Below are 23681 nucleotides of genomic sequence, written 5' to 3'. Positions count from 1 at the left end.
GGGTGCTGACGTGCACGAGGACACGAACGACGACCGACGGCCGTCGCGCGGTGTGGAGCAGGGCGACCGGGAGTTCCTCTCCCTGGAGCGGGAGCTCACGGTGCTGCTGCGCCGCGCCCGCGCCAACCAGGGCGAGATGGCCCGCGAGGTCCATCCGGACCTGGAGTCCGCCGCCTACGGGCTCCTCGTCCGGCTGGAGGAGTGCGGCCGCCGGCGCGCCACGGAGCTCGCCGCCTACATCGGCGTCGGCAAGGCCACCATGTCCCGCCAGCTGCGGGCCCTGGAACAGCTCGGCCTGATCGCGCGGGAACCCGACCCGGCGGACGGCCGCGCCTGGCTGGTCGACCTCACCGAGGAGGGCCGCAGGCGGGTGAGCCGGGTCCGCGAGGCCCGCCGCGAGCGGTACGTCAGCCACTTCTCCCACTGGGACCGCACCGAGGTCGCGGAGCTGGCCCGGCTCCTCCACCAGCTGAACCGCGGCATGGAGAAGTAGCCCCGGCCCGGCCCGCCGCGTCGCGGTTCTCCGGCTCCCCGCTCCCGTGGCGGAACGGCTCCCGCCCCCGTCGCGGTCGTGGTGGCTCCGCCGCTCACAGGCGCGCGTAGATCACCGTCGCGTCGTCGTGCGTCTTCGCCCGGGCCAGGCGCGGGCGGCCGGCGGCGTCGTCCGCCCGTTCGCGGCGTCGGACCCGCTCCACCAGGGACTGGGCCCCCTCCTCGCGGACCACGGCGAGCAGGTCGGACCAGTCGCCCTCGTGGAAGAGCTCCGTCCAGCGGGCGGCGCCGTCGGACAGGGCGGCCAGCTCGGCGACCTCGCGGCGCGGCACGGAGCCGGTCACCGCGCGGGCGGCCACCGCGGGGTCGGCGGCGGCCGTGAAGAACCCGCCCTCCTTGTTGCGCAGGGTGGCGTCCACGACGTCGGCGCTGCGCAGCAGGGCGCGCGGCAGCCTCGCGAGCCGGTCGTCGCGCACCGGGGAGACCCTGCCGTCCGGCGACGCCAGCAGCAGCGTCGTGTCGCACAGGACCAGGTACTCGACGCGCTCCGGGGACCACCGCGCGAGCACCACGGTTGCCTGCGGGGTGCGTGGGTGAGAAAGGTCACAGGTTGCCGCATGGGCCTCGGCGGTACGCGCAACGGCGAGGGAGAGCGCCTCGGCCAGCGGAACATCCGGGAGTGAAACGGTCAGTTCGGTCAGGGCGCCGCCCAGCCGTGCCGTGAACCAGGGGACCGAATGCAGACAGCCCGCGCCGTCCCGCGGCGGAGTCACGCCGTCGAGCAGGACGAGCGAACCGCCCTGTCCAACGGCGGGAAGCCCGACAGCGGCGAAGTCCTCGTCGGGGCGGGCGGGATCGCCGCCGTCCGACACAAGTTCCGTGCGCATCCCGCCAGTCTGCACGAGCCCTTCACAGCCTTCGCGAAAGACCGGCATCGCTCCCCGAACGGGCGCGCCGTCGCAGGTCAGACGCCTGCTTTGGGTGGGAATGAAGCACTCCGGGAAGACGTGTCGGCGAATACTGCCAAAGCCCGCCGCCCACGTCCAACCGGCCTGCCGGGCGGGGTCGCCGCACACGCCGGCGGAACTTGCCCGCCAACTCCCCTCCGATGTTCACTCCTTCGGGTGGCGGGGCAAGCGATGCGCGGACCCCGCACACCGGCACTGGGAGGGTCGGGAACCGTACCGGACGCACGCGCCAGTTGACGGAGCGTCATATCCGGCCCATGGGTAACGAGTCAGGAATGCGAGCACCGGTGCAGAAGACGCGGCCTCGGCGTACGGGCAGTCAGACGGCCACCGAGGGGGGCGCGGAGCGCACCCCTGTCGGCAAGGGCCGCCCGACCCATGTGCGCAACCGGCTGATCGTCGCGGTGGCCGTGGTGGCCGCCGCCATCGCCGGAGCCGGAGCGCCCTCGATCCTGGCCGCCTCCGGCCAGCTGAAGGACTCCCAGGACCTGGTCACCCTGGCCGAACAGAGCCAGGACGCCCTCGCCCTCGCCCAGTCCCTCGCGGACGAACGCGACGAGGTCACCGCCTACGTGGCGGCCGGCCGCGTCAAGTCGAAGGCGCCCTCCGCACAGGGCGGCGCCCGGGTCGACCGCCAGGCGCGCGAGCTCGTCACCGAGACGGACGTCTCCGCCGCGCTGCGCAAGGCCCTCGCCGCCGTCCCGTCCGTGCGGCAGTCGGCCCTCACCGGCGGGAGCACCGCGCTCCAGGCGCACCAGGGCTACTCCGAGGTCATCGCCGCGCTCCACGTCCTCGTCGACCGCCTGGCCGAGCAGACGCCGCCGCGCGCCGGATCGGGTGCCCATGCCTTCGCCGAACTCGACAGCGCCGTCCAGCAGGCCTCCGCGACCCGGGGACTGCTCCTCGCGGCGCTGAACGTGCCCACGAAGGAACAGACCTCCTACGACCCCGTCACCGGCCGGTCGAGCACCGAGAAGGTCTCCTCCGACACCGACGCCAAGCAGCGCGACGCCCTCGCCGCCGCCGCCCAGCAGGCCCGGCTGCGCTCCGACGCGGCCCTCGCCGACTTCCGCGAGGGCGCGCCGGAGGACGCGGTGGCCTCCTACGACTCCACGGTCACCGGCGGCGACGTCGACGCCGCCGAGGCCTACCTCGCCGCCCTCACCGACCAGCCGGAGCTCAGCGGCCGCGACCTCGACACCGGCGTCAAGAAGCTGGACGCCGCGCTCTCCGCCCGCCTCGACCTGATGCGCGGGGCCGAGGCCTCGCTGTACGGCCACCGCGTCGAGGACCTCGCCCGACTGCGCGACGACGACGTCACCGGCCTGGAGATCCGCGTCGCCGTCCTCGGCGCGCTGATGCTGCTCGCCGTCGCCGTGGCCACCGGCATGGCGCGCAGCCTGACCCGCCCGCTGTCCGTGCTGCGCAGGGGGTCGGCACGGCTGGCCGGGGCCGAGAACCCCGCCGCCGAGGAGCCGGTCGCGTTCACCGGCCGCAACGACGAGTTCGCCCAGGTCGTCCGCTCCGTCAACGCCCTGCACCAGCACGCCGTCGCCCTCCACGAGCGGGTCGCCACCCTGGAGTCCGACCGCAAGCACCTCGTGGGCCAGCGTCAGCGGATGGCCGACGCCCGCGAGGAACTGCGCGCCGAGCTCGACTCCTCGGCCGCCCAGCTGGACGGGCTGCGGGACAGCATCAGCGGCACGTTCGTCAACCTCGCCCTGCGCACCCTCGGCCTGGTCGAGCGCCAACTGGCCGTCATCGAGGGCCTGGAGGAGCGCGAGCAGGACCCCGACCGGCTGGCCACGCTCTTCAAGCTCGACCACTTCGCCACCGTCATGCGCCGGCACAGCGAGAACCTGCTGGTCCTGGCCGGCACGGAACACGTCCAGCAGCACGCCGGACCCATCCCGCTGGTCGACGTGGTCCGCGCGGCCGTCAGCGAGATCGAGCGCTACGAGCGCGTGCGCATCTCGGCGCTGCCCCCGCACGCGCACGTGGCGGGCTTCGCCGCCGACGACCTCTCCCACCTGCTCGCCGAACTCATGGAGAACGCCACCTCGTTCTCCCCGCCGGACCTGCCCGTCGAGGTCTCCGGCTGGCTGCTGGAGAACGGCGAGGTCATGCTCTCCGTCCAGGACGAGGGCATCGGCATCCCCGACGAGCGGCTCGGCCGCCTCAACGACCGCCTCACCGCGTTCGACCCCGAGACGCCCTACGACCAGGAGGGCGAGGAGGGACTCGGCCTCGGCCTGTACGTGGTGGCCCGGCTGGCCCACCGGCACGGGGTGCGCGTGCGGCTGCGCGAGCAGAAGCAGGGCGGGGTGGCCGCCGTCGTGGTGCTGCCGACCCAGCTCCTCGCCGCCGCCCCCGCCGCCGCCGTCCCCTCCTCGGCGCCGTCCGCGGCCGCCGCCCCCGCCTTCGTCCTGCCCGGCGCCGACGCGGAGGCCAACTCCAACGTCCTGCCGGGCCGTTCGAAGTCGGCCGATCCGCTGGTCGCCCTGGCCGAGAAGGCCGTACGGCAGGCGAAGAGCCCGGCCGAGTCGCCCGCCGAGACGACCATGGAACTCCTGCTGCCGAGCCCTCCCGAGGAGCCCGGCGCCGCGCAGGACGAGCACGCCCACGCGTCCCCCGCGGCCGACCGCGAGGACGCGTCCCAGGAGCCGCCCGCACCCGCCGGCGAGGCCGTCGCGGGCGACGCCGGGACGGAACACGCACGCACCCCCGACGTCCCGGAGGAACCCCTCACCGACAAGGGCCTCCCCAAGCGCACACCCAGGATCACCGCACCCGCCCACGCCCCGCGCCAGCGGACCGGCTCCGTCGACGCGGACGCCCTCCGCCGCCGTCTGGGCGGTTTCCGCCGGGGGGCGGAGGCCGGCTACCGCGAGGTGGAGGCGGAGATCGCCGAGAAGACGGGCCAGAACCGGGTCCCGTCCCAAGAGGCAGTACGCGACGCAGCACGTGACACCGCGCGAAAAGCAACTCAAGAAGCACACGCACACGCCGAAGAAGACACGGGGGGCACAGTCGAGGAGGCAAGCAGTTGACCGCGCCCAGTACCTTCGGACTGAGCAGTGAAGCCCGTAACCTGCACTGGCTGTTGACCAACCTCGTGGAGGAGGTCCCCGGCATCCAGTCCGTCGCCGTCGTGTCCTCGGACGGCCTGCTCCTGCTGTCCTCGGACGCAGCCCACAACGACGAGGCCCGCCAGGCCCGCGAGACCAAACCCTCCGGCCCACGCGGCTCCTCGGCCGACCTCGCCACCATCGTGTCGGGCATCGGCAGCCTCACCATCGGCGCCGCCAAGCTCATGGCGTTCGGCGGGGTGAGGCACACCATGATCGCCATGGACGAGGGCAGCCTCTTCGTCATGTCGATCAGCGACGGCTCGCTCCTGGGCGTCCACGGCTCCGCCGCCTGCGACATGAGCGTGGTGGCCTACCACATGGCGCTCTTCGTGGGCCGCGCCGGACACGTCCTGACTCCGGAACTCCGCAGCGAGCTGCGGAAGTCCCTGGAGTCCGAGCCGACGGGGAGCGTGCGATGAACGCCGTGCCGATGCAGCCCCAGGGCGACAGGCAAGTGCTCCCCGTGCGCGGCGGAGACCGCAAACCGGCCCGCGTGCGCCCCTACTCCCTCACGGGCGGACGCACCCGCTTCGGGCACGTCCTGCTGGTCGAGACCTTCGTCTCGAGCACGGCGGCGCTCGACGCCCCCGAGGAGCGCCGCGAACTGACGAACGGCTCGCTCAAGTCCACGGTCATGCCGGAACTGCGGGCCATCGTCGAACTGTGCCGCCGTATGCGCACGGTGGCCGAGATCGCCGCGCTGCTGAAGATGCCGCTCGGCGTGGTCCGGGTGCTCCTCAGCGACCTCGCGGACCAGGGAAAGATCCGTGTGTACGGCACCGGTACCGCTCACGGTACGGGCCGTCCCGACCGCGCTCTGCTGGAAAGGGTGCTGAGTGGACTCCGTCGTCTCTGACGCCGCCTCCTCCTTTGGCGTCGCCCCCCTCGTCGAGCCCGTGACCGAGCCCGACGAACCCCTTCAGCCGTGGCAGACCGACCGCACCCGCGCCCCCATAGCCACCAAGATCGTCATAGCGGGCGGCTTCGGCGCCGGCAAGACCACCCTCGTCGGCGCCGTCTCGGAGATCGAGCCCCTCCAGACGGAGGCGCTGATGACCGAGGCCAGCGAGGAGACCGACGACCTCAGCGGCACGCCCCAGAAGACCACCACCACGGTCGCCATGGACTACGGCCGCCTGACGCTCGACGACGACCTGGTGCTGTACCTGTTCGGCACGCCGGGCCAGCAGCGGTTCTGGTTCATGTGGGACGACCTGGTGCGCGGCGCGATCGGCGCGGTCGTGCTGGCCGACACCCGTCGCCTCAAGGACTGCTTCCCCGCGCTGGACTACTTCGAGAGCTGCGGACTGCCCTACGTCGTCGCCGTCAACCACTTCGACGACAGCGAGCTGTTCGAGCCGGAGGACGTGCGGGAGGCGCTGACGGTCCCCGCACACATACCTGTCATGATCATGGATGCGCGGCGCCGGATCTCGGTGATCGAGACCCTCCTGGCCCTGGTGGGCCACGCGCTCGACGAAACCCCCGAGTAAGGCCCCCCGAGTAGGGCCCCCAAGGAGTTCCCCGCATGCGGAAGATACTCGTCGTCGGAGCCGGCCAGTCCGGTCTCCAGCTCGCCCTCGGCCTCCAGTCGCACGGGTACGAGGTCACCCTGATGTCGAACCGGACCGCGGACGAGATCCGCTCCGGGCGCGTCATGTCGACGCAGTGCATGTTCCACACCGCCCTCCAGCACGAGCGCGACCTCCAGCTGAACTTCTGGGAGCAGCAGGCCCCGAGGATCGAGGGCCTCGGCGTCTCCGTCGCCGCCCCCGGCTCCCACGACCCGGGCCCCGCCCAGCGCGCGATCGACTGGCTCGGCCGGCTCGACGGGTACGCCCAGTCCGTCGACCAGCGGGTGAAGATGGCCGGCTGGATGGAGACCTTCGCCCAGCGCGGCGGCCAGCTCGTCATCCACGGGGCGGCCGTCTCCGACCTCGACTACTTCTCCCGCGCCTACGACCTCGTGCTGGTCTCGGCGGGCAAGGGCGAACTCGTCCAGATGTTCGGCCGCGACGCCGAGCGCTCCCCGTACACCCAGCCGCAGCGCGCCCTCGCCGTCGCCTACGTCCACGGCCTGGGCCCGCGCCCGGAGCACCCGGACACCGACGCGGTCCGCTGCAACCTCGTCCCCGGCGTCGGCGAGCTGTTCGTCATGCCGACGCTCACCACGTCCGGCCGCGCGGACATCCTCTTCTGGGAAGGCATACCCGGCGGCCCGCTCGACGTCTTCCAGGGCGTCAAGGACCCGGCCGAACACCTCTCCCTGACGCTGGAGCTCATGGAGAGGTTCACGCCCTGGGAGTACGCGCGGGCCACCCGGGTCGAACTGACCGACGCCGGCGGCACCCTGGCCGGCCGCTACGCGCCGACCGTCCGCAACCCGATCGGCCGCCTCCCCGGCGGGGGCCTGGTGCTCGGCGTCGCGGACGTCGTCGTGGCCAACGACCCCATCACCGGCCAGGGCTCCAACTCCGCCGCCAAGTGCGCGGCCGCCTACCTCGCGTCGATCCTGGAGCGCGGGGAGAAGGAGTTCGACGAGGAGTGGATGCGCGCCACCTTCGACCGGTACTGGGACACCGCGCGGCACGTCACCAAGTGGACCAACGCGATGCTGGCCCCGCCGCCGGAGCACATCGTCAACCTGCTGGGCGCGGCCGGGCAGCTCCAGCCCGCGGCCGATCGTTTCGCCAACGCGTTCAACGACCCGTCCGACTTCGAGGACTTCTTCTACGAGCCGGAGAAGACGGCGGCCTACCTGGGCTCCCTGACCGGGGCCTGACGGACCCGCGACCCCTGGTCGGACGTCAGGACCGGTTCCGCGCGCGGGGGTTGCGCCGGCAGGAGGCCCCCTCGCGCGGACCGGCCGGAGGCCGGCCGGCCGCGCCGGTCGGCGCGGGAGACCCTCCGGCGGTTCCCGATGCGGGCCGGGACATCGCGCGCCGGGCGTCCGGCCGCGCTGTCGGAGGCGGCTTGTATCCTGCACGCGTTCGACGATCGGACGAGCGGACGACCACGGTCACGGGCACGCGGATGCGGGGCCGGCCGTCCAGGGGCGGGAGCGCGGGGACTCGATGAGCGCACATCCGGCACGGAGCCGCGGGCCTGGCCTCCCGGTGGGCGCGCGCGTCATCGCCGTGGTCGTCCTCGTCGTCCTCGGGGTGGTGACCGCCTGGTTCCAGCACGACGCTCGCGGCCGGAGTGCGCAGCCGCGCACGGAGTTCACCGCGGACAACCCGCCCGCCGGGCTGCCCGCCGCGCTCACCACCGGCCAGCGCCTGCACTGGTCCGGCTGCGCCTCGCCGCCCGCCGCGCGCGCGGGCTACGACTGCGCCACCATGAAGGCCCCTCTCGACTTCCGCGAACCGGGCGGCAGGACGATCGACGTCGCCCTGATCCGCCGCAAGGCCACCGGACCGAACGCCCGGCGCATCGGCTCGCTCGTCCTCAACTTCGGCGGCCCCGGCGTGTCCGGCGTGAGCGGACTCCCCGAGTTCCTCGACCAGTACGAGCCGCTGCTCGACCGCTACGACCTGGTCTCCTTCGACCCGCGCGGCGTCGGCGCGACCCTCCCCGTGCGGTGCGGGAAGACCGCGCAGGACACCGGCTACGAGGGGGCCGACGCCTGCGCCGAGCACTCCCGGGAGCTCCTGCCGTACATCGGCACCTCGCACACCGCGCGCGACCTCGACCTGATGCGCTATCTCCTCGGCGACGAGCGGCTGCACTACTTCGGCGTCTCGTACGGAACGGCGCTCGGCGCGGTCTACGCCCACCTGTACCCGTCGCACGTCGGACGGCTCGTCCTCGAAGCTCCCGTCGACCCGACCGAGGACCGCGACGAGGAGAAGGTGACGCAGGTCAAGGCGGTCCAGGCCGCGTTCGACCGGTTCGCCGCGCACTGCGCGGCCCGTATCCGCCACTGCCCGACCGGCGACGGGCCCGAGGAGGCCGCGCGGCGCATGGCGCGCCTGGCCGGCCGCCTGGCGAAGAAGCCCGCCCCGGCCGTCGGCGGCGGGAAGCTCGACGCCGACGACCTCGTGTACGCCGTCAGCGACCATCTCGACCGCGGCACGGACGGCTGGGCGCCGCTCGCCGAGGCCCTCACCGCGCTGATCGACCACAACGACGGCCGTCCGCTGAGCCGGGGCGCGGACGACGCCGGCTCCGCCGACCGCGCGGCGACCCCGCCCGACAACAGTCGCGCCGCACGGACCGCGATCACCTGCGCGGACTCCAGCCTGCGCCCCGACCTCGAACGCCTCGACCGGGACGAGGCCCGCGTCAAAGCCGCCTCGCCCCTCTTCGGCGCGGCCTGGTCCGGCGGCGTCTACCTCTGCTACGACTGGCCGTTCGACGGCGAGCGCACCACGCTCCAGGTGAACGCCGACGGCGCTGCCCCCGTCCTGGTGGTCGGCGGCACCGGCGACCCGACCACCCCCTACCCCGGCGCCCGGCACATGGCCCGCGCCCTGGGCGACGGTGTCGGCGTCCTCCTCACGGCCGAGGAGGAGGGCCACGGCACGTACCCGCAGAACAGCTGCGTCACGAAGGCGGTCGACCGCTACCTCCGCACGGGCCGGGCCCCGGCTCCGGGGACGGTGTGCCGGGGCAGCATGTCCTGAACCCCGTACGGCTCCGCCGGGCGGGGTGGCGACAGCGCGGCCGTCGGCCACGAACCCCGGCGCGGGGGCGGGTGCCGCAGACGCCGGCGACACCGGCCGTCCGACCGTGCGGCGGAACGCTTCCGCGTTCCGGGGATCGTCGCACCCCTGATGCCGAGCGGCCGGGAACGCCCGCGCAAGGCCGGCGCGACCGCCGGAGGACCCCCGCCGGGGGAGCGTGGCCTACCCGGGCTCGCCGACGCCGACCGGAGCCTGTCGCGCCGCCGCTCCTGCCCCCCTCGCCGCGGGCGGGAGCTTCGGCGGCCGGTAGCGCCGCACGGGCGCGCCGCCCGGATCCGGCCGCACCGCGCCGAGCACCGGGTTGGACGCGAGCGGGGAGACCTTCACCTTCTCGCCGGTCCGCGGGGCCTGCACCACCATGCCCCGCCCGAGGTACATCGCCACATGCGTGGCCTCGGGGAAGTAGATCACCAGGTCGCCCGGACGCAGCTCCTTCAGCGGGATCCTCTTCAGCCGCGCCCACTGCTCCTCGCTGGTGCGCGGGACCGGCCTCCCGGCCCGCCCCCAGGCCTGCGAGGTCAGCCCCGAGCAGTCGTACGACCCCGGGCCCTGCGCGCCCCACTCGTACGGCTTGCCGAGCTGGCCCACCGCGTAGCGCACGGCCTTCTCGCCCGCCTGCGAGGGCTTGCCGTCGTCGCCGAGCGCACCGGACGCCACCAGCCGGTCCTGCGCCCGTGCCACCCCGTCGCGTTCCAGCGCGGCCAGCGCCGTGAGCTGCTCGGCGGACAGGGAGGCCAGGAGTTCCTGGACGTCGTCCAGGCGCCGGCGCACGTCGTCGCGCTCCTTCTTCCTGCGCGCGGTGAGGGTGAGCTGGTCGTCGAGGGCGGCGCGGGCCCGCCGGGCCAGTCCGTCGGCCCGGCGCTCGCCGCTGCGCAGCCGCCCCACCGTCCGCTCCCGCTCGCGCGCCAGGCGGCCGATCACATGCCCCTGGTCGAGTGCCTGCTGCGGATCCCGGGCGAGCAGGAGCCGCAGGTAGGGGGACAGGGCGCTGCTGCCCTGGTACTGCTGGCGGGCGAGCCTTCCGGCCGCGCCGCGGCTGTCGTGCAGCGAGAGCCGGGCCTTCGCCAGGTCGCCGTCCAGCCGCCCGGTCGCCGCCTGTCGCCGTCGCAGCTCCTCCTCGGTGGCGTTGTAGGCCTCCGTGGCGGCCTCGGCCTCCCGGTAGAGCCGCTGAAGCTCCTTGAGCAACTCGACGACGGTCCGCCCACCGGAATCGGAGCCGGAGCCGGAGTCGGAGCCGGAGCCGGAGTCGCTGTCGGTTCCGGGGGCCGCAGCGTCGGGGACGTCCGCCCCGGCGGTCGGCGTCCCGCCGGCACCCGCTTCGGCGCCGGTGTCCGGCCCCGCGTCCGTGTCCTCGGCCGCCTCCGAGGGCCGCGGCGCGGCCGTCGCGCGTGCGCCGGTCCCGGGCGGATCCGTCGTGGCCGCGGCGAGTCCGGGAGCCAGCACGGTCTGCGCGGCGAGTGCCGCGGTGGAGACCGTACAGGCCAGACGCAGCAGTCTTCCTGACACGTCATCACCTCCGCTGCGGGGTGGCCCCTCCATCCCGCAGGGCGAGCATCGGGCGCGTGCCCGGAGTCCGCGCGCCGGGTGCGCGGTTCGGCGCAACGACGTCACCCGTCGGCGTCGTCCCCGCCGCCTCAACGGCGTGGCGCCGGGCGCGGCGCGCGCACGGGCCCCACGCCGTCCGCCGGGTCACGCGTCCGGTCGCGCGCCGGGCCGGGACCAGGGCCACCGCGGCCGCCCGCCGCCCTTCCCCTCGGGGTCGAACGCGTACTTCCAGCCCTGCGGCAGCCTGAGCCGGCTGCTGTGCCCGCGCGGCACCCGCCGGTAGACCAGGACGGTCGGCGGGCCGCCGGCCGCGTCGGGCACGGGGATGCGGTACGTCTTGGGCGGATGCCCGGTCGGGCCCAGCAGCACGGGCAGGACCCGGCCGTCCATGGGCCCGCCCTCGAAGGGGGTGTCTTGGCTCTTCACCGCTCCAGTGTCGATCAGATCTCCGCGCTCAGCGCACCCCGGACCAGCTCGGCGGTCTGCCGGTCCCGCGCCGCGGTCACCGCGAGGACGGCGACGAACTGGTCGACGAGCCAGTCCCGCAGCTCGTCGGCGGGCGGCTCCTTGCCCTCGTCGAGCCAGATGAGGGAGGCCGCCTCGACGGCCGTGATCCACATCCGCACGGTCATCCGGAGCCGAGGCCCGGGTTCGGCGAGCTCCAGGTGGCGGTAGATGGCCTCGGCGGCGGCCCGGCGCACACCGTCCACGATGGCGGTCGTCCGGGAGGTCTCCACGACGCTGCCACCCTGTAGCAGCGCGCTGAAACCGGCGTCGTGACGGCCGACGAAGGTCAGATAGCGGTCGAGGACACGCGCGAGGCGGGGGAGGAGCGGGCCGTCCCGGGGCTCGTCGAAGCAGTGCAGGAGTTCCTCGGCGGCGGAGCGCAGGGCGGCCTCGTAGAGCTGCTGCTTGCCGCCGGGGAAGTACCGGTAGACGAGCGGCCGGGACACCCCGGCGGCCTCCGCGACGTCGTCCAGGGAGACGTCCTCCGGAACGCGGTGCGCGAAGAGCGACAGCGCCGCGTCGAGAAGCTGACTGCGGCGCTCCTCGACGCTGAGACGACGGTAGGCGGGAGCGGCTGGCGTCATGACGAGCAGCGTAATCGCCCGCACCGCTCGGCGGCCGCGCGCGGCCCGCTCACCGGGGCGCGGCCCCGGCACGGTCAGGCGAGCAGGCCCGACGACTTCCACAGCCGGCGGCCCACCCCGCGCAGCACCCCGATGTCGTCGAGGAAGTCGGTCAGCCGCTTCGCTCCGGTCTGCATGACCTCCCGCCGGTGCCCGCTCGCCCGGACCTGCGCCAGGGCCTCACGACGGTCCAGGCCCACGTTGGCGTAGACCTCGGGGTTGACGAACGCCACGCTGAACACCCGGGCGAACTCGCCGGACGTGACGCGGGTGAACTCCTGCGACCACCGCGGCGCCGTCACCATCTGGCGGCGCAGCTCCTCACGGGCGTAGCGCACGTGCCGGGCCTCCTCCACGACATGGATCCGGGTGACGCCCCGCACCAGCGGCTGGACCCGCTCGTCGGGGAAGGTCAGCCGCTGCATCCAGTCCAGGACCTCCTCGCCGAGCAGGGTCGCGGTGAAGGAGCCGGGCGTGGTGGAGATCGTCTTGAACAGGCGGCCCATGTGCTGGTGGGCGCGGCTCACCGGGTACAGGGGCGTGCCGCCGCGCGCGATGAGCCGGGCGAACATCTTGGAGTGCCGGCACTCGTCCTCGATCTCGGTCAGCGCGTAGCGCACGTGCGCGCTCGTGGCGGCCTTGTCGTAGATGTGCCGGACGAGCAACTGCATGAGGATGATCTCGAACCAGATGCCGAGCGAGGCGAGCGCGGCGGCCTCGTGCCGGGAGAGCAGGATCCGCTGCTCCTCGCCCATCCGCCGCCACATCGGCGTGTCGTACAGCGACACCAGCTCCGGCGGCCAGAACCACCTGCCCTCCTCGAAGGGCGCGTCCCAGTCCAGCTCCGTGTCCGGGTCGAAGGAGTGCTTGGCGGAGGACGCGAGCAGCCGCTCGGCCACCTGTTCCCGGTCCTTGAGCAGGCCCAGCGCGTCCCGCAGCCCTTCCAGCGCGTCGGCATCCGTGAGGGTCGTCATGGCTCTTATGAGACTGCTTGTCAGCAAGGCCGTCAATCCCCCGGACGCCACTTCTTGCGGGCTTCCCGCCGGGCTCCTCGGCTCACGAGTCGAGCACCGCCTCCATCACCGCCCGGGCGATCGGCGCGGCCATGCCGCCGCCGGTGATGTCCCCGCGGCGCGCCGACCCGTCCTCCACCACCACCGCGACCGCGACCCTCGGCTCGAGGTCCCGCGCGCCCTGCGCCCAGGAGACGAACCAGGCGTAGGGGATGCCGGCGTTGCCCAGCCCGTGCTGGGCGGTGCCCGTCTTGCCGCCGACGAGCGCGCCGGGGATCGCCGCGTTGGTCCCGGTGCCCTCCCGCACCACGTCGGCCATCAGCTCCCGCAGCCGCCGCGCCGTCGAGGGGAGCATCGCCTGGCGCGAGGGCCGCGAGCCCGCCGTGGCCACCGTCGCCCCGCCCCGGCGCGTGGTCCGCTCCACCAGGTACGGCGTGCGGACCCGCCCCCCGTCGGCCACCGCCGCCGACACCATCGCCATCTGGAGCGGGGTCGCCCGCGTGTTGTACTGACCGATCGAGGACAGCGCCAACTGCGCCCGGTCGAGCGAGGTGTCGAAGGTGCTCGGCGCCACGCCGAACGGGATCCGCAGCCCGTCGTCGTTGAAGCCGAACGCCCGGGCCGTACGGGTCATCGCGGCCAGCCCCGTGTCCACGCCGAGCTTGGCGAACACCGTGTTGCACGACCACTCGAAGGCCTCCCGCAGGGGGGCGTCCTCACATCCCTCACCCTCGTTGGTCAGGCTCGTCGTCGTCCCCGGCAGCCGGTAGGGCGCCGGGGAGTCGGTCGGCTCGTCCAGGTCCGTGACCACGCGCGCGTCCAGCGCCGCCGCCGCGGTGACCACCTTGAACGTCGACCCCGGCGGATACGTCTGGCGCACCGCCCGGTTCAGCATCGGCTTGTCCGGATCGCCGTTGAGCCGCGCCCAGGCCCGCTCGGCCCGGGCGCCGTTGCCGGACAGCATCCCCGGGTCGTACGACGGGCTGGACACCAGCGCCAGCACCCGCCCCGTCGACGGCTCCACCGCCGCCACCGCGCCCTTGCGTCCGCCCAGTCCCTCGTAGGCCGCCCACTGGGCGTGACGGTTCAGCGTCGTCACCACGTCGCCGCCGGGCGGCCGGCCGTGCGTGACGTCGTTCCACAGCGGGAACGGCGCGAGCAGCGGATCCGACCCGGAGAGCACGGCGTCGCCCGCGTGCTCCAGGAACGTCGTCCCGTACACCTGCGAGGCGAACCCGGTCACCGGCGCGTACAACGGCCCGTCCTGGTATGTGCGTTCGTAGCGCAGTTGCTCCCCGGTGTCCCGGGAGCCGGTGACCGGGGTGCCGCCGACGAGGATGTCACCGCGGGGCTGCGCCCAACGGGCGATCGAGCCGCGCCGGTTGGCGGGGTTGTCGTCGTAGGACCCGGCCTGGACGAACTGGACGCGCGCGGCGTTGACCAGCAGCGCCGCCAGCAGCAGGGCGCAGAAGACGGCGGCATGCCGGATGTGCCGGGTCACCGGGTTCTCCCTGGGCTCTCGTCGACCAGCGTGTCGACCGGGTCGGTCGGCGGGTGGGCGGCCGGTTCGCCGGGCGGGTGCGTGGCCGGTTCCGCGAGCGTGTGGGCGCAGGTCCCGGCGGTCCGGGGCGCGGACGGTTCGGCGCGCCGGTGGGCGGACGGTTCGCAGGTCCGGTGGGCGGCCGGGGCGTCGTAGGGTCTGCGGGCCGAGTCGCTCACCCGGATGAGCAGGGCCACGATCGCCCAGTTGGTGACCACCGAGGAGCCGCCCTGCGCCAGGAACGGCATCGCCATGCCGGTCAGCGGGATCAGCCCGGTCACCCCGCCCGCGATCACGAACACCTGGAGCGCCACGAGCGAGGCGAGGCCCGCGGCCAGCAGCCGTCCGAAGGGGTCGCGCAGCGACAGCCCCGCCCGGTAACCGCGTTCGACGAGCAGCCCGTAGAGCAGGAACAGCGCCGACAGTCCCGCCAGCCCCAGTTCCTCGCCCGCAGTCGCCAGGATGAAGTCCGACTTCACGGCGAAGCCGATGAGGACCGAGTGGCCCATGCCCAGACCGGTGCCGAACACGCCGCCGGCCGCGAAGGAGAACAGCGACTGCGCGAGCTGGTTGGCGCCCTCGCCCGACTCGATCGAGGCGAACGGATGCAGCCAGTCCTCGACCCGGCCGTGCACGTGCGGCTCCAGCCGGCCGACGGCGACCGCGCCGAGCGAGGCGAGCACCAGCCCCACGGCGATCCAGCCGGTGCGGCCGGTGGCGATGTAGAGCATCACCACGAACAGGCCGAAGAACAGCAGGGACGTGCCGAGGTCCCGCTCCAGCACCAGCACGCCGACGCTCAGCAGCCAGATCGTGACGATCGGGCCGAGCACCCGTCCGGTGGGCAGCTGCATCCGGCTGAAGCGCCAGATCCGGCGGCCCGCGTAGGCCAGCGCGGTGCGGTTGGCCGCCAGGTAGGCGGCGAAGAACACCGCCAGCAGCACCTTCGCGAACTCTCCCGGCTGGATCGAGAACCCCGCGATCCGGATCCAGATGCGGGCCCCGTTCACGGCCGGGAACAGGATGGGCAGGGTCAGGAGGGCGAGCGCGGCCACCACGCACACATAGGAGTACCGCTGGAGCACGCGGTGGTCGCGCAGCGCGGTCACGACGACGATGAACGCGGCCACCCCGACCGTGGACCACACGAGCTGCGTGGGCGCCGCCCGGTCGGCGGGCGTCTCCAGGTCGACCCGGTAGATCAGCACCAGGCCCATCCCGTTGAGCAGCACGGCGATGGGAAGCAGCAACGGGTCGGCGCAGGGCGCGCGCAGCCGCACCGCCAGATGCGCCAGCAGCGCGAGCACCCCGAGCCCCGCGCCGTAACCGGCGGCGCCGGGCGGGACGGCGCCGGTGCGGGCGAGTCCGACGGCGCAGTACCCGTACACGGAGAGCAGGACGGCCAGGACGATGAGGGACAGTTCGACGCCACGGCGCCGGGGGAGGCCCACCATGGCGGCGGGCGCGTCGGCCGCCGCCACGGTGGGTCCGGTTCCCGCTCGGACTCCGGCTTTCGTCATGTCCGGAACCTACCCAAATGGGGCTCCTTGTGGGCCTGTACGGTGCTTCGTGTCAGCACCAGCGGGGCGTCGTGCCGATGACGTCGATGTACCGCGCCGCGCCCCAGGCCCAGGTGCCGTCCGTGAGGAGGTACCAGACGGAGTCGCCCTGGACGTTCTCGCCCGGGGTCCGGCAGAAGATGGAGACGATCTCGCCGCGCCGGGCGACCCGGATCACCTGGCCCCCTCGGTTGGGCGCGCCGCGAAGCAGCAGTTCGCTCGCGGTGACGCGGCCGCGGTAACGGCGGGAGTCGTCGTGGCCGCCCGACTGCCAGGCGCCGCCGTCGCCGCCGCCCCCGCCGGACTGCCAGTTGCCCCCGTCGCCGCCTCCGGACTGCCAGTTGCCGCCCTGGTTGTTCTGGCCGCCCTGGTTGTTCTGACCGTTCTGGTTGCCCTGGCCGTTCTGGTTCGCCTGGTTTCCTTGGCCGCTCTGGTTGCCCTGGCCGTTCTGGTTCGCCTGGTTGCCCTGGCCGTTCTGGTTCCCCTGGGCGTTCTGATTGCCCTGGCCGGTCTGGTTGCCGGGCTGTGGGTTCTGGCCGCCCCCGCCGCCCTGGTCGAGCCAGTCGTACGAGTCGTCGCCGCCCTGGGCGGAGTTGCCGCCGCCGTCGCCGTCCCAGTCGTCGGCGAGGGCCGGGGCGACGGCCGCGGTGGCGGCGAGCGCGCCGGCTGCGGTGACTATGGCCAGACGGGTGAGAGCCGAGCGCATGGACATGGCGATACCTCCATGAAGAGGGTGAAACTGACTTATCGCCACATTAGGAGCGGTTCGCTCGTGTCGCCCGTCACGCTGCGCCATCGGGGAGGCGTGCCGGGACGGGCGGAGACTGAGGCAGCGTCAGCGTCGCCAGCGCGCCGCCGTCCGGCGCGTTCGTGAACGCCAGCCGTGCGCCCAGCACCTCCGCCTGTCCGGCCGCGATGGTCAGCCCGAGCCCGTGCCCCTTCGACCCGCCGTCGGTGCGGAACCGCTGCGGCCCGTGCGTGACGAGGTACTCGGGAAACCCGTCCCCGTGGTCCCGGACGGTGACGACCGGCCCGTCCACCGTCAGCGTCACCGGAGGCCTCCCGTGCCGGTGCGCGTTGGCCAGCAGATTGCCGAGCACCCGCTCGAGCCGTCGCCGGTCGGTCTCCACGTGCGCGTTGCGGACGACGACGACGGTCACCTCGCCGCCGGTCGCGGAGGTGCCGCCGCCCGTCGCCGAGGTCCCGCCGCCGGTCGTGGAGGTCCCGCCGGCCGCCGTGGTCCCCGAGGCCGTCGGCGTGCCGGAGAAGTCGGAGGCCTGGGCCGCCCGCACGACCCGTGCCACCAGCGCGCCCAGGTCCTCGGCGTCCAGCTCCAGCCGCTCCCGCCCGGTGTCCAGCCGCGAGATCTCCAGCAGGTCCTCGGTGAGCGTGCGCAGGGCCGTCACCCGGTCGCGCACCAGCTCCGTCGGCCGTCCGGGCGGCAGCAGCTCGGCCGCCGCGTGCAGCCCGGTCAGCGGGGTGCGCAGCTCGTGCGCCACGTCAGCGGTGAAGCGCTGCTCGCTGAGGAGTTTGCCCTGGAGCGAGGAGGCCATGGAGTCCAGCGCCACGGCGACCGCGCCGACCTCGTCCTGGGGCCGGCCCGGCTCCTTGGCGCGGCGGTCGTCCACCCGTGCGTCGAGGTCGCCCGCGGTGATCCGGCGGGCCACCTGGGCGGTGGTGTGCAGCCGCCGGGTCACCCGGGTCACGGCGACCGCGCCGACCAGCAGCGTCGCCCCGATCGCCAGCGCCGACGACCACAGGATCGCGGTGTCGAGCGCCTCGATGGTGTGGGCGCTCTGCGAGTAGTCGACGGCGACCGCGAGGGCGCGCTCGCCGTCGGCGGGGCCCGCCGCCCACATCGTGGGGCGGCCCCGGCGGTCGGCGACCATCGTGCCCCGCTCGCCGGACACCGCGAGCGTCCGCAGCGACGGGGGGAGCTCGGGCGGGTCCAGCCTCGCGCCCCGGCCGAGGGAGTCCCCCGCCTCGAAGGCGGCGGTCGCGTCCTTCAGCCGCGACAGCGCGAGGTCGCGCGCCTGTCCGACGGTCTGGTTGGTCACCGAGACGTGCACCAGGATGCCGAGCAGGGCGGCCAGCGCGCAGCACATCACCGTGATGAACAGGGCGGCCTTCACGGCGAGCGTGCCGGCCCAGGAGGGCAACGCCGGCCTCATCGGCCGCTCGCGGACGAGGACGCCCGGGACGTCGCGGACGCCGGCCCGGAGCCCGGCGGGGACGCCGAGGGGGTGACCGGGGCGGAGCCCGAGGCGGAGGGCCGGGGGGAGTGCTTGCGGCTGCCGGTGCGCAGCATCTCGTCGTGGGTGAGCAGCATCGCCCGCTGCTGCTGGTCCCAGGTCCACTGGAGCCGGTACTCGTAGCCCGCGACCTCGGAGGGGGCGCGGATGATCACGGACCGCCCGGCGAGCTCGACGCCGCTGACGGCGTCCTCGTAGGCCATGACCTGTACGAGTCCGCCGTCGCGCACGGTGTACACGCGGACGGCCGTCAGATTGCCCGGCAGCTGCCGGAAGCCCAGGGTCAGGTCGGCGTGGCCGTCGCCGGTGAGGTCGCGGTAGTACGCCTTGAGCACGGGGCACCTGCGGCCCCGCGCGCCGCTGTGGCCGCAGTCGGCCATCCGCCGGGCCGTCTCGGCGTAGGGGCCCTTCGCGTAGTCGCCCGGGTGCGCGGCGATCTCCCTGCGCACCACCGCGACCGGATCGACCCTGCGGATGTCGCCGCCGGGCACGGTGACGCCCTTGACCACCTCGGTGTCCACCTCGCCGATGTCGAACGCCGGGCTGGAGGCCGGCGTCAGATCCGGCCAGAGCTTGTCCGGGCTGATCGCCGTCGGCGTCGACCCCGCGCCCTGCAACTCGCCGGCGTCACCGCAGCCCACGGCGGCCGAGGCCAGCAGGACGGCGACGGCGGCGACGAGCACGGGGCGGCCGGGGAAGCCGGAACGACCGGCGCGGTCGGCGCGGTCGGGGCGCTCCGGACGACCGGGGCGACGGGGGCGGTCGGGGCGCTCGGGACGGCTGGGGCGACCGGGGAGACAGGGACGGCTGCGGAACACGGGACTCCTGTGGCTCCTCTCGGGCGGCGGCGATGCCAGGCGGCCCGTACACCTTATTCGTAGGGAAGTCCGTTTTGCGTACCGGTGGGCAGGCGGCGCTGAGGCAGCGTACTGCCGAGTCGCGGCTCGGCGCTGTGGCGCTGACCATGGGAGAAACGATTACTCGGCTACTCCGCCGCCTGGTTCCCGCCCGCGCGGCCCCTCGCCCGCGCCGCCGCGGCACGTGTCCGGCGAACCGACCGACCGGCTTCGCGGCCGTCCGGCCCCGCGCCGGCTCCGGCTACTCGGCCAGTTCCTCCAGCAGCCGGGCCGTGGGCAGCCCCGCCCGCAGGTACTCCACGAACAGCTCGTTGTGCAAGGCCCAGGGGGAGCGCCGTGACCGGATCAGCCGAACGGCCCCGTCGGCCGAGTGCCCCCGGTCCGTCAACGCGTGGGCCACGACCAGGCCCGAGCGGTTGTAGCCGCTGTAGCAGCGCACCAGCACCGTCAGGCCCTCGTCCAGCGCGTCCCCCGCGGCCTGCGCCAGCCGGATCACCCCCGCGAGCTGGGTTCCGTCCAACGGTCCGTCCGGGATCGGCCACACCTGGTGGCGCACCCCGGGATCGGGGCCGTGGCCCTGCCGCGCCCGGGTCAGCGTCTGGACGAGATCGAACTCGCCGCGCACCACGGCGAGCCGCCGCTCTCCGCCGGGCCCCCGGAACTCGTGGCCGCCCATCCACAGGCCGGGCACGATCTCGCTCCACGGACGGTCCGGAACAGGTACGTCGGACTGCTTCCTGCGGGTCCGCAACGGCGCCTCCCCAAACGCGCTGCCCAGTGCCTGCCCAACTCGCGCCGGGGGTAACCGCCTTCTTGCCCCCGGAGCCCCCGCCTGTTCCCATGGTCGCAGGGGTGATGGTGCATGAACGGACTGCGCGTCATACCGGTCTGGCGGCATGGCCAGGAGCGGCTCTACGTCCGCCTCGCGGACGGCAGCAACATCGCCTGGTACGACCGTGAGGCGGCCAGGGTCAACCTCATCGGGGACGACCGCAGGGAGGACGTCCTGGAAGCCCTGCGGCCCTTCGTCACCGGTCCGGTGACGGTGGGCCCGCCCCCGGTGCCGACCCCTGCGGAGCTGGCCCGGCTCTCCCTGCACCCGGACGACGACCTGGCCCCCAACCGTCCCGGCGAGGCCCTGGTCGTCGACCTGGACCGCGATCCGCCCCCCGCCCACCGGTTGCGCACCGACCCGCGCCGCCGTGCCCTGGCGGCCGAGCAGACGGTCGGCGAGGCGCTGGACCGCCTCGACGGCGCCGGCTGGCACACGCTGCACTCCGTCGCGCTGCCCGGCGGCGACCGCGTCCACCACCTGGCCATCGGCCCGGCCGGCCTGTTCGCGGTCCACGCCGTCCACGCCCGCAGGCAGCGCGTGCGGATCGCCGACCCGATGGTCGCCCTGGGCCGCCGCGCCCCGGAGCCCCTGCTGCGCCGGGTGCGCTCCGACGCCGACCGCGCCTCCTACGCCCTGACGGCCGAGGTCCACCCCGTGCTGGCCCTCGTCGGACCCGCGGAGGTCTCCGTCACGGCGCCCCCGCGGGCGACCCGCATCCTCACCGACGCCGACCTGCCCGGCCTGGCCCGCCTGGGCGGCGTGCTCAAACCGGCCGACGTCGAGGCCCTCCACGCGATGGCGAGAGACCGGAGCACCTGGGCGAGGGTGTGACCGGGCGCGACGGGGTGCGACGGGGTGCGACCGGGCCCGTCCGCCCGGCGCATCCGGGCGCCGCGGGGCCACAGGAGCCGGGGGCCACGGGGCGGCCACGCGGCCACGCGGGCACGCGGCCGGGTGGCGGCAGCCCGGTGCCGGGAGCGCGCGGCGGTGTTCGGGTCATGAGCCGGCCGCGGCGCCCCGATGTCAGGAGTCCGGCGCGGCCTCCGGGACCGCGCCCGCGCGCCGTGGGTCGGTCAGCGGCGCCAGCAGGTCGCCGAAGTCCTGCAACCGCGGCGGGACGTCGGTCGCCGTGAACGTGAGCGTCCCGGCCGACCGGCACTCCTCGACCTCCTGCCACGTCACCGGCGCCGACACGGTCGGCTCGGCGCGGGCCCGCAGCGTGTACGGCGCGGCCGTCGTCTTGCGCGCCGCGTTCTGACTCCAGTCGACGAACACCTTCCCCGGCCGCAGGCTCCGCGTCATCCGGTGCAGCACCAGCCGCGGAGCGGCCCGCTCCGCCTCCACGGCCAGCTGTTTGGCGTACTCGGTGACCCGTTCGGACGACGCCCCCCGCACCGCCGCCAGCAGATGCAGCCCCTTCGACCCGGACGTCTTCGGGTACGCCTCGATGCCGTCCGCCGCCAGCCGCTCCCGCAGCCACAGCGCGACCTCGCAGCACTCGACGACGGTCGCGGGCGGACCGGGATCGAGGTCGAGGACGAGCCGGTCGGCGAGCTCCTGCTCCTGGATCACCCACTGGGGCGTATGGAACTCGGTGACGAGGTTGGCCGCCCAGACGAGGCTCGCCAGATCCTGCACGACGACCATCCGCGCCGGTCCCTCCGAGCGCGGCACCTCGGCGGTGGTGACCCACTCGGGCGTCCCCGGAGGCACGTTCTTGGCGAAGAACACCTGGCCGTCGGGCCCGTCGGGATAGCGCAGGAAGGACAGCGGCCGGTCGCGCAGATGAGGCAGCAGGGCATCGGCGACGGTCGCGTAGTAGTGCAGCACCTCGCCCTTGGTGAACCCGGTCGCCGGATACAGCACCTTCTGAAGGTTGCTGAGCGCGAGCCGCCGCCCCTCCACCTCGGTGATCGGCGTCATACGATGAGAATCACACGAAACCGGTACATAACGCTCACTCGGGAGGGTGCTGCACGTGCGATCCATATGGAACGGCGCCATCTCGTTCGGCCTCGTCAGCATCCCGATCAAACTGGTCAACGCCACCGAGAGCCACTCGATCTCCTTCCGCCAGATCCACACCGAGGACGGCGGCCGCATCCGCTACCGCAAGGTGTGCGAGCTGGAGGAGCGCGAGGTCAGCTCGGCCGAGATCGGCAAGGGGTACGAGGACGCCGACGGCACGATCATCCCGATCACCGACGAGGACCTGTCCCACCTGCCGCTCCCGACCGCGAAGACGATCGAGATCGTGGCCTTCGTCCCGGCCGACCGGATCGACCCGCTCCAGATGGACGCCGCCTACTACCTCCAGGCGGGCGGCGCCCCGGCGGCGAAGCCGTACACCCTGCTGAGGGAGGCCCTGAAGCGCAGCCACAAGGTGGCCATCGCCAAGTACGCCCTTCGCGGCCGGGAACGTCTCGGCATGCTCCGCGTGGTCGGCGACGCGATCGCCATGCACGGTCTGCTCTGGCCGGACGAGGTCCGCGCGCCGGAAGGCGTCGCCCCGGACACCTCCGTCACCGTCCGCGACAAGGAACTCGACCTCGCGGACGCCCTCATGGACACCCTCGGCGAAGTCGACCTGGACGACCTGCACGACGAGTACCGCGAGGCGGTCGAGGAGGTCGTCGCGGCGAAGGCGGCCGGCGAGACGCCCCGGGAGGCGCCGAGCGCGCCGTCCAGCGGCAAGGTGCTGGACCTGATGGCCGCCCTGGAGAAGAGCGTGCGGGCGGCCAAGGAGTCGCGGGGCGAGGAACCGGGGCCCGCGGCGGACGCGGACACGGACGTGGACGAGGAGTCCGGCTCGGCGTCCGCGTCGGGGCGGGCGAAGGTGAGCCGCCTGCCCCAGCGCAAGTCCGCCCGCAGCGCGCCGAAGCAGACCGGCGGCAAGAAGTCGACGTCGACGGCGAGGAAGACGACGTCGGCCCAGGCGAAGCCCGCCCAGGCCGCGAAGAAGTCGACGTCCGCGAAGACCACGGCGGCGGCGAAGAGCACGGCGGGCGCCAAGAGCACGGCGAGGAAGACCGCCGCCAAGAAGACGACGGCGGCGGCGAAGAAGACCCCCGCGAAGAAGACCGCGGCCCGCAAGCGCACGGCCTGACCGGCCACCACCCGCCCCAGCGGCAGACGACGTCGGCCACCACCCGCCCGAGCGGCAGACGACGTCGGCCATCACCGCCCGGGCGGCAGACGACGTCGGCCATCACCCGCCCGAGCGGCAGACGACGTCGGCCATCACCGCCCGGGCGGCAGACGATGCCGGGCCGGCGGGGCGTGAACCGCCGGGGCGGGCACCGCCGGTCGTGCCGGGTCGTTCCGGGGCACGCCGGTCACGCCGGTCGCGCCGGTCGCGCCGGTCGCGCCGGTCGCGCCGGTACGGAGGGGCGTGCCGGTGCGGCGGGATCGGGCGGGACCGCGCCGGTCTCACCGGTCCGGCCCCTTCGGCCATGCGGGGCCCGCTTCTCCGACGGCCGTGCGGGGCCCGCCTTTCCCGACGGCCATGCGGGGCCCGCTCTACCGACGGCAGCGCCCGTCCCGCCCCCTTCGGCCCTGCCGGGTCCCGCCCTGCCTCGTCGCCCCTGCTGGTCTAGCGCGATCTGCCGGTCTTGCCGACGGGCGCGGCGGGGGCGGCGGGGGCGGTCGGGCTCGGCCTCGCGCAGGACCTCGCG

Annotated in this window: 21 protein-coding genes; 9 read left to right on the top strand and 12 right to left on the bottom strand. The window is 74.2% G+C overall.

Annotated elements, in window-relative coordinates:
- The first annotated feature begins 10 nt into the window (after positions 1 to 10).
- Positions 11 to 493: a MarR family winged helix-turn-helix transcriptional regulator gene (locus tag KMS84_RS12095; protein WP_438818923.1), complete on the top strand. Its 483-nt coding sequence runs from the start codon at positions 11 to 13 to the stop codon at positions 491 to 493.
- Between the two features lie 94 nt (positions 494 to 587).
- On the opposite strand, the gene KMS84_RS12090 is transcribed toward KMS84_RS12095, so the two are convergent.
- The gene (locus KMS84_RS12090; protein WP_256916163.1) at positions 588 to 1379 is read right to left on the bottom strand and encodes a hypothetical protein; all 792 of its coding nucleotides are present in this window, start codon (positions 1377 to 1379) and stop codon (positions 588 to 590) included.
- A 356-nt stretch (positions 1380 to 1735) separates the two neighbouring features.
- Here KMS84_RS12090 and KMS84_RS12085 point away from each other — a divergent pair, with 356 nt between their 5' ends.
- The 6 genes from KMS84_RS12085 (at position 1736) to KMS84_RS12060 (ending at position 9216) form a co-directional block, all read left to right on the top strand.
- Entirely contained in the window at positions 1736 to 4510 is a 2775-nt protein-coding gene (locus tag KMS84_RS12085) for a sensor histidine kinase (protein ID WP_256916162.1), read from the top strand.
- On the top strand, positions 4507 to 5010 hold the full coding sequence (locus KMS84_RS12080) for a roadblock/LC7 domain-containing protein (protein ID WP_256916161.1): 504 nt from the start codon (positions 4507 to 4509) through the stop codon (positions 5008 to 5010). Before KMS84_RS12085 ends, KMS84_RS12080 begins: the two co-directional genes overlap by 4 nt.
- Positions 5007 to 5447, top strand: coding sequence for a DUF742 domain-containing protein (locus tag KMS84_RS12075; protein WP_256916160.1), 441 nt, complete (start codon positions 5007 to 5009; stop codon positions 5445 to 5447). Before KMS84_RS12080 ends, KMS84_RS12075 begins: the two co-directional genes overlap by 4 nt.
- Positions 5428 to 6084 carry a GTP-binding protein gene (locus tag KMS84_RS12070; RefSeq protein WP_256916159.1) on the top strand — a complete coding sequence of 219 codons (657 nt, stop codon included), beginning with the start codon at positions 5428 to 5430 and terminating at the stop codon, positions 6082 to 6084. The genes KMS84_RS12075 and KMS84_RS12070 overlap by 20 nt, the downstream gene beginning before the upstream one ends.
- A 35-nt stretch (positions 6085 to 6119) precedes the next feature.
- Positions 6120 to 7373, top strand: a complete 1254-nt coding sequence (locus KMS84_RS12065) for a styrene monooxygenase/indole monooxygenase family protein (protein WP_256916158.1) — start codon at positions 6120 to 6122, stop codon at positions 7371 to 7373.
- 292 nt (positions 7374 to 7665) lie between these two features.
- On the top strand, positions 7666 to 9216 hold the full coding sequence (locus KMS84_RS12060) for an alpha/beta hydrolase (protein WP_256916157.1): 1551 nt from the start codon (positions 7666 to 7668) through the stop codon (positions 9214 to 9216).
- 222 nt (positions 9217 to 9438) lie between these two features.
- On the opposite strand, the gene KMS84_RS12055 is transcribed toward KMS84_RS12060, so the two are convergent.
- From KMS84_RS12055 to KMS84_RS12010, 10 genes are all read right to left on the bottom strand, one after another.
- Complete coding sequence (locus KMS84_RS12055) at positions 9439 to 10782, bottom strand: C40 family peptidase (RefSeq protein WP_256916156.1); 1344 nt, start codon at positions 10780 to 10782, stop codon at positions 9439 to 9441.
- A gap of 183 nt (positions 10783 to 10965) precedes the next feature.
- Positions 10966 to 11247: a DUF8847 domain-containing protein gene (locus tag KMS84_RS12050; protein ID WP_256916155.1), complete on the bottom strand. Its 282-nt coding sequence runs from the start codon at positions 11245 to 11247 to the stop codon at positions 10966 to 10968.
- A 14-nt stretch (positions 11248 to 11261) separates the two neighbouring features.
- Positions 11262 to 11912 carry a TetR/AcrR family transcriptional regulator gene (locus KMS84_RS12045; RefSeq protein WP_256916154.1) on the bottom strand — a complete coding sequence of 217 codons (651 nt, stop codon included), beginning with the start codon at positions 11910 to 11912 and terminating at the stop codon, positions 11262 to 11264.
- Positions 11913 to 11986: 74 nt separating this feature from the next.
- Positions 11987 to 12925, bottom strand: coding sequence for an AurF N-oxygenase family protein (locus KMS84_RS12040; protein ID WP_256916153.1), 939 nt, complete (start codon positions 12923 to 12925; stop codon positions 11987 to 11989).
- An 82-nt stretch (positions 12926 to 13007) separates the two neighbouring features.
- Complete coding sequence (locus KMS84_RS12035; protein WP_256916152.1) at positions 13008 to 14465, bottom strand: peptidoglycan D,D-transpeptidase FtsI family protein; 1458 nt, start codon at positions 14463 to 14465, stop codon at positions 13008 to 13010.
- Positions 14462 to 16024: an FtsW/RodA/SpoVE family cell cycle protein gene (locus KMS84_RS12030; RefSeq protein ID WP_256916151.1), complete on the bottom strand. Its 1563-nt coding sequence runs from the start codon at positions 16022 to 16024 to the stop codon at positions 14462 to 14464. The genes KMS84_RS12035 and KMS84_RS12030 overlap by 4 nt, the downstream gene beginning before the upstream one ends.
- Positions 16025 to 16076: 52 nt before the next feature.
- Positions 16077 to 16775: an SH3 domain-containing protein gene (locus KMS84_RS12025; RefSeq protein ID WP_256916150.1), complete on the bottom strand. Its 699-nt coding sequence runs from the start codon at positions 16773 to 16775 to the stop codon at positions 16077 to 16079.
- 70 nt (positions 16776 to 16845) lie between these two features.
- On the bottom strand, positions 16846 to 18234 hold the full coding sequence (locus KMS84_RS12020) for an ATP-binding protein (RefSeq protein WP_256916149.1): 1389 nt from the start codon (positions 18232 to 18234) through the stop codon (positions 16846 to 16848).
- Positions 18231 to 18998: a hypothetical protein gene (locus KMS84_RS12015; RefSeq protein WP_256916204.1), complete on the bottom strand. Its 768-nt coding sequence runs from the start codon at positions 18996 to 18998 to the stop codon at positions 18231 to 18233. The genes KMS84_RS12020 and KMS84_RS12015 overlap by 4 nt, the downstream gene beginning before the upstream one ends.
- Positions 18999 to 19413: 415 nt before the next feature.
- Positions 19414 to 19923 (bottom strand): protein-tyrosine phosphatase family protein, encoded by a 510-nt coding sequence (locus KMS84_RS12010; protein WP_256916148.1) that lies wholly within the window; start codon positions 19921 to 19923, stop codon positions 19414 to 19416.
- 111 nt (positions 19924 to 20034) lie between these two features.
- Between KMS84_RS12010 and KMS84_RS12005 the strand changes: the two genes are divergently transcribed.
- Positions 20035 to 20838 (top strand): nuclease-related domain-containing protein, encoded by an 804-nt coding sequence (locus KMS84_RS12005; RefSeq protein ID WP_256916147.1) that lies wholly within the window; start codon positions 20035 to 20037, stop codon positions 20836 to 20838.
- A gap of 192 nt (positions 20839 to 21030) precedes the next feature.
- Here KMS84_RS12005 and ligD read toward each other — a convergent pair whose 3' ends face one another.
- On the bottom strand, positions 21031 to 21930 hold the full coding sequence (ligD, locus tag KMS84_RS12000; RefSeq protein ID WP_256916146.1) for a non-homologous end-joining DNA ligase: 900 nt from the start codon (positions 21928 to 21930) through the stop codon (positions 21031 to 21033).
- 55 nt (positions 21931 to 21985) lie between these two features.
- Between ligD and ku the strand changes: the two genes are divergently transcribed.
- A complete protein-coding gene (gene ku / locus KMS84_RS11995) occupies positions 21986 to 23113 on the top strand; it encodes a non-homologous end joining protein Ku (protein WP_498066947.1) in 1128 nt (375 codons plus the stop codon).
- The last annotated feature ends 568 nt before the right edge of the window (positions 23114 to 23681 follow it).

The sequence above is a fragment of the Streptomyces hilarionis genome (assembly GCF_024539675.1).
Taxonomy (GTDB): domain Bacteria; phylum Actinomycetota; class Actinomycetes; order Streptomycetales; family Streptomycetaceae; genus Streptomyces; species Streptomyces hilarionis.
Note: the sequence above shows the minus strand (reverse complement) of the source record. Positions and strands in the feature narration are given on the sequence as shown.